This is a genomic window from Actinomyces sp. 594, assembly GCF_019325145.1.
Classification (GTDB): Bacteria; Actinomycetota; Actinomycetes; order Actinomycetales; family Actinomycetaceae; genus Actinomyces.
On the sequence record NZ_PIZC01000013.1, the window covers coordinates 1 to 9,067 of the forward strand.

Consider the following 9,067-nt stretch of genomic DNA (forward strand, 5'->3'; position numbering starts at 1 on the left):
CGGCGCCCGTCTCCGTAGACGGGCGCCGACCTTGAGGCCTGAATCAGGCGCCGTTGATATGGCGCTACTCGCGGGGTCCGAGTCAGATGCCGAAGCCGACGCGGCGGGGAGAGGCCTCGCCGATCTCGATGTAGGCGAGCGAACCCGCCGGGATGAACACCTTGCGGCCCTTGTCATCGGTCAGGGTGACCGCGGAGGTAGCGGCGTCAGCCACGGCCGCGAGGACCTCCTCTTGGGAGGCGGAGGTCTCCAGCTGGAGCTCGCGAGTCGAGTGCTTGATTCCGATGGTGACCTGCATGGGTACTCCTTGTGTCCAGGACTCGGGTCGCCTAAACCCGTGAAGGCAACGGCCCACGGTAGGGGTGTCTGTCCCGATCCTATGGGCCTTGCTGCCGCAAAGGCTTGCCCGGTCCGCCACAATCCGGGCCGTTTCGCGTCGCGCGGACAGCCAGATGTCCTCGCCCGCACCGATTCGATGTCCAGGTGACGCTAAGGGCGTTCCATTCACGTCGGACCCCCGTGGTGAGATGGATGCATGTCCAGCCCCACCGGCGCCCCCCGCCTCCTCCCCCCGCTCGCGCAGCCCCCACTTCCCGAGCCTGACGCCTCCGCTGCCCGGGTCCTCAGTCGTGCCGCAGACGGTGCGAACATCGTCGTTCTCGGCGCCCCGGGTACCGGCAAGACCACCACCGCTCTGCGCCTGCTGGTCGAGGCGGTAACCACCCGCCGCAAGGAAGCGGTCCTGCTCGCGCCCACACGGGCCCGCGCTGACCGCCTGCGCGAGCGCGCCTCCCACCTGCTCAGCCTCGCCGGTGCCTCCTCAGGCACAGTCCGGGTACGCACACCCGTCGGCCTGGCCCTGACGATCCTGACAACCTCGTTCACCCAGCGTCCCGACCCGCTGCCCGCCCCGGTCCTGCTCGCTGGGGCGGAGGAGGACGCCGCGCTGGCCGGGCTGGTGCCCGGGGCCGACTGGGGGGACCTGCCCGCCGATGCCGTCGAGTCACGTGCCTTCCGCACCGAGCTGCGCAATCTGTTGGCCCGTGCCGGCGAACTCGGCGTCACCGCCGAGCAGCTCGCCGCTCTCGGCGCCGAGCTGGACGTCCCCATCTGGCGGCACGCCGCCCCGCTGCTGCGCACCTGGGACGCGCAGGGCCGCCCCAGCGCCGCCAACCGCTCCGCCGTTCGCAAGATGGACTCGGCCCGCCTGCAGGACCGCGCCCGCGAGGTCCTGGAATCCTGGGGCGACGACGGCGTGAACGCGCCGCGTCCAGTTCCGGACGTTATCATCGTCGACGACTACCAGGACTGCACCGCTGCCACCGCCCGTCTGCTGGCTGCCCTCGCCGCCCCCGACGCCGATGGTCACCGCGCTCAGATCGTTGCGCTGGGGGATCCCGACGCCGCCGTTGAGGTCTTCCGCGGCGGCAACCCCAGCCTGCTCAACGCCGCCGAGGATCGCTCCGGGCTCGCCGCCGAGCGCCTAACGCTGCGTACGGTCCACCGCGGCACACCCGCACTCGCCCAGGTGTGGGCCGCGCAGGCCGACCGCATCCCCATCACCGGCACCGCTACTCACCGGCACCCCGAGTACGTCAGCGGCCCGGCATCCGCCGCTGCGCCGCCCGCCGCCGGGACAGATGCCGCGGCTGGAGATGCCCACGATGCTTCCGGAGCGGGTGCCATTGACGCAGCGCCCCAAAACACGCCCCAAGATACGACGCACGTGCAGGCGCTTCCGAGTGGTGTTGAGACCATCATCGCCTCCGGGCCGCTCCAGCAGACTGCCCAGATCGCTCGCATCCTGCGCGGCGAGCACGTCCACTACAACACCGCGTGGGACCAGATGGCCGTGATCGTCCGCTCCGCGAGCACCGCCCGCGCGGTCAGCCGAGAACTGCGCCACCACGGCGTTCCCCTGGCCTCCAGTACCCCGGCCGTGCTGCTGCGCGCCGAGCCGGCCGCGGCCGCCATCATCAACGCCTGTCGCGCCGCGCTGGCCGGCACCCTCGGGGACGCCGACACCCCACCCGAGTGGGCCACAGCCTTCGACCTGCTCACCAGCCCCCTGATTGGGCTGACCAACCTGGACCTGCGTCGGCTGCGGCGCCGCCTGCGCGCCGACCGGCCCGCCGAGGCCGGCCGGGATGAGAACCTGCTAGGCGTGCTGGCCAGTCCTGAGGCGGCTGCCGTCCTGGCCCGGGAACTGGCTGACGAGCCCCTGGCCGAGCAGGCCATACGGCTCGAGCGCGCGGCCGGGGTCGTCGCCGTCCTGCGGCGGGTTGTAGACGCCGCCAGGGGAGGGCGCGTTGACGCCGAGGCACTGATGTGGGCTGCCTGGCAGGCCTCTCAGTGCGCGGAGACTTGGCGCGCCACGGCGCTTACACCGCGCACCTCCCGCTCCGCCGCACTCATGGCCGAGGCGGCGGAACATGACCTGGACGTGGTCACCGTGCTGTTCAAACGCGCTGAGGTGTGGGCAGAGCGCCACCCCGGGGCCGCAGCAGGCGACTTCCTGAACGAGCTCGCGGCAGAGGTGCTGCCCTCGGACACGGTGGCCCCGCAAGGAATCCGCCCGCCCGGCGTCGCGGTCCTCCCCCCGGCCTCCGCGGCCGGAGCCCAGTGGGAGGTAGTGGTCGTCGCCGGGGTGGAGCGGGATGTGTGGCCCGATCTACGGCTGCGCGACGGAGTGACACACTCCGGCCTGCTGGTCGACGCCGTCACCGGCCGCCTCCCGCTCGTGGCCGACGGCAGGCGGGTGGCCGCACAAGATCCCGCCGAGGCCCGCAGTCAGGTCCGGGGCGACGAACGCCGCATGTTCCTCTCTGCCATCTCCCGCGCCAGTCGCCGTCTAGTGATTACCGCTGCCGCGGATGCCGACACCGCCCCCTCGGCGTTCCTGTTCGAGGTCGCCGCCGCTGCCGAGCAGAAGATCTTCAACGAGGACGGCGAGCTCAACCACGCCCCGGATGTTGCGGACCTGACCCTGCCGGGGCTCGTGGGGGAACTGCGCGCTGCAGCCATTGCCGGCCGCCTGGAGCAGGCCGACGCCGGCGCTCGCGCGCGCGGCCGTCAGGCCGAGCAGCTGCTGGCCGTACTCGCCCGCGACGGCGTCAGTGCCGCCGCACCCACCAACTGGGCCGGCCTGGGGCACCCGACCTCCACCGCGCCCCTGGTCGGCGCGGGTCAAGAGATCCGCATCAGTCCCTCCGACGTCGACGCGATCAGTAAGTGCCCGCTGAAATGGTTCCTGCAGCGCAACGGCGGCGGCACCGGCACCAGCGATGCCCAGGGGGTCGGCGTGCTCGTGCACGGCCTGGCCGAGCGCGCTGAACGGGAGGGGTTGCGCGGCGACGCGCTGCGCCAGGCCCTGGAGGACGCGTTGCCGGAGCTGGGTTACCCGGACACCTGGCTGGGTGGTCTTCAGCGGCAGCGCGTGCGCGACATGATTGACCGGCTCGACGCCTACCTCGGGTCGGTCACCGCCCCCGCCCTGGTGGAGCAGACGGTAGACGTCCATCTCGATTTGCCCGTCCCCCAGGACGACGAGGGGGAAAGCGCCGTTGTTGACGGTGGCGGGCCCGTAGCGGGCGGTGATGCCGGGTGCGTGGCCGACGCCGGGGCCGTGGCCAGCGACGGTGAGTCCGTGACCGCGGGGGATCCGATCCCCGTTCGCATACGCGGGCGCATCGACCGCCTGGAGTTCCTCGATGGCACCCCGCCCGACGCATCCGCGGACCGTGTGCTACCCGCCGGGCAGGGACAGCGCGTACGCGTCATCGACTTCAAGACCGGCATCAGCAAGCCAGACAAACCGAATTTCAACGCGCAGCTCGCCACCTACCGCATGGCGCTGTCCGCCCTCGGCTATGAGGTAGATGGCACCGGCCTCGCAGCGCTCGGCGTGGAGCCGCGCGTCACGAAGGATCGTGGTGTGTTCTTGGTGCCCGATGGACTGCTTCTCGCCTCCAGTCCCGATCCGGAAACCGGGAAGGAGTGGGATGTGGAGCTGCTCGCCCGCGCCGCGCTGGATATTTCCGGTGCCAGTCTCATCGCTCGCAGCGGTGGCCACTGTCGCGGGTGCTCTTTCAAGGCCAGTTGCCCCGTCAACCCCGAAGGAAGGAGAACCGTGGCATGAGCGCCGCCGACCTCACCCCAGAAGCCCTCGCCAAGAAACTCGGGTTGCATTCACCTACCGAGGAACAGTCGAAGATCATCGCCTATCCGTTGCGGCCCCTGCTGGTGGTCGCCGGCGCTGGCAGCGGCAAGACCGCCACCATGAGCCAGCGCGTCGTCCACCTGGTCGCCACCGGCGCCGTCCGCCCAGATCAGGTCCTGGGGCTGACCTTCACCCGCAAGGCCACCGCCGAGCTGGCCGAGCGCGTCTCCACCCGCCTCGCCCAGCTGGCAGGCAGCAGCGTCATCAACGGCGCAGACGACTCACCCGAGCCGACTGTGGCCACCTACGACTCCTTTGCCGGCTCACTCGTGCGCGAATACGGCCTGTACGCTGGCGCCGACCCGGATGCCACCCTGATCACCGAGGCCCGCAAGTGGCAGATCGCTACCGACATTCTCGAACAGCGCACGGACCCGCTTCCTTTTGAATCCAAGTCCAGCGCGATTGCAGCCGTCCTGCGCGCGGACAATGCGCTGTCCACGAACCTGCTCAGCATTGATGATGCCCGCGAGGAACTGACCGATATTTGCGACTTGTTCTCCGGACTGCAGGCCATTCAGAAGAACCTGCTAGAGGACAAGTCGACCACTGTAATAGCGACCTGGCTGGGCGTGCTCGACGCTGTGCAGGACTTCCGCGACTACAAGCGCCGACATGGACTGGTCGACTTCGGCGACCGGCTAGTGCTGGCCTGCCGTATCGCCGAAGAAGTGCCCGAGGCCGTGGCGTCCATGCGTGCGCAGTATCCGGCAGTGCTGCTGGATGAGTTTCAGGACACCTCCGTCGCCCAGGCGCGGCTGCTGTCCGCACTGTTCGCCGATCAGGGCGTCACCGCCGTCGGCGACCCCAACCAGGCCATCTACGGCTGGCGCGGAGCCAGCGCCGGCGCGCTGGACACCTTCCACAACCGCTTCAACCCCTCAGGCGTGCAGGCCGTCGCCGACGGCGGCAACCCCGAAGCCGAGACCCCGGTGCTGCAGCTGTCGACCGCCTGGCGCAACGACTCCGCGGTCCTCGCCGCCGCCAATGTCATCTCGAACCCCCTGCGCAACCCTGAGTATCAGCTCGGCGACGCGGCCATAAGCCATGTCCCAGTGCGCGAGTTGCGTGAGCGTTCCGCCGACGACGGTCTCGGTGCCGGGCGGGTGTTCGGATCATTCCTCACCGACCCGCTGCAGGAGGCGAACGTCATAGCCGATTTCATGCAGCAGCGTTGGAGCCGGACGGCAGAACTGGCGGTGCTGTGCCGTAGCCGCATCCAGATGACGCCGGTGGCCGAGGCCCTTGAGGCGCGTGGTATTCCCTACGAGGTGGCGGTGTCGGGCGGCATGCTGTCCATCCCAGAGGTAGCGGATGTGCGGGCCCTACTGGCTGTGGCCGCGGATCCCGAACGTGGCGATCGGCTCATGCGCCTGCTCACGGGAACCGATATCGGTGCGGCCGATTTGCGGGCCCTGCAGCACTTCGCTCGCGAGCTCGTGCGCCAGCGCGACCGGACGGGCGGTGAAAACGCCGGAGCCGGCGGACATGCTGCGGAGCAGCTCGAGGATGTGGCCCTGTCCGAGGCGCTAGAGGAGCTCGCCCGCCGCGATGACGCCACCTATGTCCCCGGTGTCCGGCGTGCGGCGGGAGCAAGCAAGTCCGCGGTGAGGAACCCCGATTCCGGGCTCAGTGAGGCGGGACGGCAGGCGATCGTGCGGATCGCCCGGGCGCTGCGCCGCGTACGCGGCGCGCTTGCGCTGCCGTTGCCGGACCTAGTGGTGGTCGCCGAACAGGCACTCGGACTGGACATTGAACTGGCAGCCCGCGTCGGCAACCGTATGGGGCGGCGCGCCCTGGATGCCTTCCAGGCCGCCGCCGAGCAGTACGCCGCCGATGTCGATGTTCCCACCGTCTCCGGGTTCCTGGAACTGCTCGAGCTTGCGGAACAAGAGGAGCGCGGGCTGGAGGTCCCCGATATCGAGCCCGAACCGGGCGCCGTGCAGATCATGACCGTCCACGGCGCCAAGGGCCTGGAGTGGGACTGTGTTGCCGTCACCGGCCTGTCTGAGGCGTCTTTCCCCAGTTATGAGACCAAGCCGCGCGCGGACGGGACGGTGGCCGACAAGTCTTGGATGAACTCCGTTAATACATTTCCCTATCCCTTACGCGCTGACGCAGACCAGTTGCCGCCCTTCGAACTCGGCAGCCTGGAGATACCAATGGGCCCGGGCATTAAATTGAGCCGGGATGAGAAGGCCGAGATTAAGGCCCTTAAGGAGCAGTACAAGCTCGCGCTTGGACGCCACCTGATTTCCGAGGAGCGTCGCCTCGCCTACGTGGCTATAACTCGTGCACGGCATGACGTGCTGATGACCGGTTCCCACCTGGTCAAGGAAGGCAACACCGTAAAGCCCGCATCCCGGTTCCTGACCGAGCTGCAGCGGGCGGGGCTGCTTGCCGAGTTCGGCCCGGGCTTCACCGAATTGCCTGAGGACGCCGCCAACCCCGTTGGGATCGCGGAGGCTCCCTGGCCGGTGAAGCACACGGCCGCCCCGGGCTCGGAGCGAGCCGCCCGCATCGCCGTCGCCGAGGCCGTCAGCCGTGCCATGGCGGCCCCGACCGTGGCCTCCGCGGGCGAGGCCCTCCGCGGCGTGCATCCCACGGGGGAGGGCGCCACCGACGGGCGCGTCGCCCGCTGGTGGGAGGACGCCCGGCTACTGCTGGCCGAGCGCGACGCCGCCGCGGCCGAAGTGCCCACGGTCCGCCAGCCCGCTCACCTGGCCGCAACCGGGCTCGGCGAGCTGCGCCGCGACCGCGACGGCTTCGCGCTAGGCCTGCGCCGACCGCTGCCGTCCCAGCCGCAATCATCTGGCCGCCTGGGAACCGTCTTCCACGACGCCATCGCCCAGCGCCTGACCAGCCAAGGTCCGCTGTTCAGCCTGGAGGACGCCGGCGTGCCGGAGACCTTGAGCAAGGCGGACCGCGACCACGTCAACGACTGGCTGGAGGTTGCCGCCGACCACCCACTGCTGGCGGGATACCAGTTGGTGAGCACCGAGGAACCGCTTGAGCTCACCATCGGCGACACCACGCTGCGCTGCCGCATCGACGCCATCTTTCAGCGCCCCGGCAGTGACGACTACCTGGTGGTCGACTGGAAGACCGGCCACCAACGCGTGCCGGTGGACCAGCTCAGCGTGTACGTGCACGCATGGTCCGCAGCCAAGGACCTGCCCACCGACCAGATCCGCGCCGCCTACGTCTACGTCGCAGACAAGGGCCGCGTCGACGAGCTGGGCGAGAAGGACTTCCTCTCCCTGGAGGAGATTCGGCGCAGCCTGGACCTGCGGGATCAGTGAGTGTCGGAGTCTCCCCTGCCCTGCTGGTAGCCGGACCCCGCGGAACCCCGCCCCCGCGGTAGTGCGATAGCCCCTGCGGCCGCGCCGCGGTCGGGGGAACTAGTCCCCGCCGCCCGGCTCGTTGCCGTCCGCCGCATTCTCGCCGGTACCCTCGTGGTCGCCATCGGCGTCATCCTCGACCAGCACCATCTTGACCTCGCTGGTAGTCGCTTCCGGCTCAGCGGTCTCCTTGACCCCGGGCACGGGGGCCAGCCGCGGACCGCTCGGCTCCACCAACGGCTCGTCCCCGACCTGGGCAGCCAGGTCTGCCAGCATCGCCACCGCGTCATCAACAACGGAGGCACTCCCGGATCGCACGCCGTGCATCAGCCAGCGTGCCAGGCTCAACTCGCTGACCAGCTCCGCCCGATCACGCAGGTGCCGGTCCACGCCCTCGGTGCGCGCCAAGTCGTAGGCGGACTCGATCGAGTCCAGGCAGTCCACCGGTACGGACGCATACACCCACGCCATGTCTTCGGCCGGGTCGCCCACATGGGCCTGTCCCAGGCCACGCATAGCCACTACCGCCCCTCCCGCGGTAAGCACGTTCTCCGGCGCGAGGTCGCCGTGCACCACCACCGGGCGGAACCTCCACAGCGCCGAGTCCTCCAGCGCCACCTCCCAACGGGCCAGCAGCGCCGGCGGCACCTTGCCCGTTGCGGCGGCGTCGTCAAGCAGGTTCAGCCACTGGGTACGCACATCGTCCGCGTCGTACACCGGCAGACCAGCCTCGGATACCACGGTGGTGGGCAGGTCATGCAACTCTCCCAGGGCTTTACCCAGCCCAGCAGAAAGCCCAGGCCCAGGGCGCAGCGACCCAACGTCCATGTGCCGCCCCTCTAGGTGGCTGCGCACCTGAATGTGACTGCCCTCCAGACGGAGCGTGCCGGCGGGGCGGGGCACGTCGAACGACAACCGGCCGTCGTCGGCCACCCGGCCGATGCGGCGCAGCACCTCGGCCTCCGCCTCCATGGCCGCTCCAGTGGCGTCATCATGTGTTTCCAGCACTTCCCAGTGGCGGCCCTGAGTGTCTATGACACCAACCGTGCGCACAGCAGCGGACCGCTCCTGGGGGAGGGCCAACCGCGCCGGGTCCAGCCCGGGCACCGCGACCCCGGCAAGGGCCGCCAAGGCCAGCCGCGAACGCTCGCGGGCCGGGCCGGAACCGCCCGCACCGCCGGAGGATTCCGCAGAGCCGACGGGCGCCTGCGGGCTGCCGGAGTCTTGTGAGGAACTGAACTCGGACATGCGCGTGGGTCCGGACGACTCGGTGGGCGGCTGCGACATGACTCCACCGTAGGCGAGGAATCCGCCCAGTGGGGCGGCGCCGCGCCCCGGGGTCCGTACAGCTTCCAGCACACTGGCAGTCGGCCTCCCACCACTGCGGTGCTCCTCCCGGGCGCACGAGGTTTTCCACAGGCCCAGAAAACCAAGTGGCGCCGATGCCCAGTCGTGACCTATGGTCGCTGCGTGGCGCTTTTCAGTGATGAGTCAGCGCCACGCACCA

General features: G+C 70.0%; 4 protein-coding genes. 2 read left to right on the forward strand and 2 right to left on the reverse strand.

What is annotated here, in order from left to right; genetic code table 11:
- Positions 1-82: 82 nt before the first annotated feature.
- On the reverse strand, positions 83-298 hold the full coding sequence (locus tag GZ998_RS01670) for a DUF3107 domain-containing protein (RefSeq protein WP_073327391.1): 216 nt from the start codon (positions 296-298) through the stop codon (positions 83-85).
- Between the two features lie 237 nt (positions 299-535).
- Between GZ998_RS01670 and GZ998_RS01675 the strand changes: the two genes are divergently transcribed.
- Together GZ998_RS01675 and GZ998_RS01680 are read left to right on the forward strand one after the other, a co-directional pair.
- Positions 536-4,138 carry a PD-(D/E)XK nuclease family protein gene (locus GZ998_RS01675; protein ID WP_219108583.1) on the forward strand — a complete coding sequence of 1,201 codons (3,603 nt, stop codon included), beginning with the start codon at positions 536-538 and terminating at the stop codon, positions 4,136-4,138.
- Positions 4,135-7,521, forward strand: a complete 3,387-nt coding sequence (locus GZ998_RS01680; RefSeq protein ID WP_219108585.1) for an ATP-dependent DNA helicase — start codon at positions 4,135-4,137, stop codon at positions 7,519-7,521. Before GZ998_RS01675 ends, GZ998_RS01680 begins: the two co-directional genes overlap by 4 nt.
- Before the next feature lie 99 nt (positions 7,522-7,620).
- Here GZ998_RS01680 and GZ998_RS01685 read toward each other — a convergent pair whose 3' ends face one another.
- The gene (locus GZ998_RS01685; protein ID WP_162679239.1) at positions 7,621-8,847 is read right to left on the reverse strand and encodes a phosphotransferase; all 1,227 of its coding nucleotides are present in this window, start codon (positions 8,845-8,847) and stop codon (positions 7,621-7,623) included.
- Positions 8,848-9,067: the final 220 nt, after the last annotated feature.